The 1,102-nt window shown below is 66.0% G+C and carries 1 protein-coding gene; it reads left to right on the top strand.

Annotation, left to right across the window (positions count from 1 at the left end; all coding sequences use genetic code 11):
• Positions 1–420: 420 nt before the first annotated feature.
• Positions 421–1,102 (top strand): cytochrome c oxidase subunit I (locus AC08OU_RS24415; protein ID WP_476605916.1); only part of this gene is annotated, 682 nt, incomplete at its 3' end.

Here is a 1,102-nt window from a genome sequence, read left to right as displayed (position 1 = left end):
GGTGACCGGCGAGGTTACACACGCGTTCGCGTCACCCCGGACGAATGGCGCGCGGACATGCGGGTCGTCGCCGACATCGCCACTCGCCCACGTCCACGGATGCCACCTGGGTGGTCGAGAACGGGCGGCCCGGCGCGCGGCCGGCCTGAGAGCGAGCGTGCGGCGACAGCACGCTCCGGCCCTGCTGGCCCGCACTGCCGACCGCTTTCCACCCGATTCATCGGAAAAGGCACGGGAATTCGACCACCGGATGACCTCCACCGGGTGGCCTCGCCTGCCTGCGCATCGCGAATAAATCCGAAGAAACTCGACGGTTCTACGGCCAGGACACCGGTCGCCACGTTAGCCTTTCCCCGGCCCGTCCGCCGCTTTCCACGCGCATTCTGGCGCCGTGCGGACGACGAACATCGGGAGCCGAACGTGACGATTCTACACCAACCGAGAGAACCGGGCGGAGCAGCGGATAGCGGGACGCAGCCGGTGGATGTCGTCGCCGCGCACACCAGGCCACGTACCCCTTTGCTCGGCTATCTGCGGACGACGTCCCACAAGGACATCGCCATCCTGTACGCCGTCACGTCGTTCGGGTTCTTCCTCTTCGCCGGTGTCCTGGCCGTGATGATGCGGGCGGAACTCGCCCGCCCGGGGCTGCAGTACTTCTCCAACGAGCAGTACAACCAGTTTTTCACGCTGCACGGCACACTGATGCTGCTCATGTTCGCCACCCCACTGGCGTTCGCGTTCGCGAACTTCCTGGTGCCGCTGCAGATCGGCGCGCCGGACGTGGCGTTCCCGCGGCTGAACGCGATGTCCTACTGGTTCTTCCTGTTCGGCAGCCTGGCGGTGATCTTCGGGTTCCTGACCCCGGACGGCACCGCGTCCTTCGGCTGGTTCGCCTACTCGCCATTGAACAGCAAGGTGTACTCGCCGGGAGTGGGCTCCGACCTGTGGGTCGTGGGTCTCGCGGTCTCCGGTGTCGGTACCATCCTCGGCGCCGTCAACATGATCACAACGATCCTGACGATGCGGGCCCCGGGCATGACGATGTTCCGGCTGCCGATCTTCTGCTGGACCTTCCTGGCGACCTCGATCCTCGTGCTGA

The organism is Frankia sp. CcMO1 (assembly GCF_977945845.1).
Note: the sequence above shows the minus strand (reverse complement) of the source record. Positions and strands in the feature narration are given on the sequence as shown.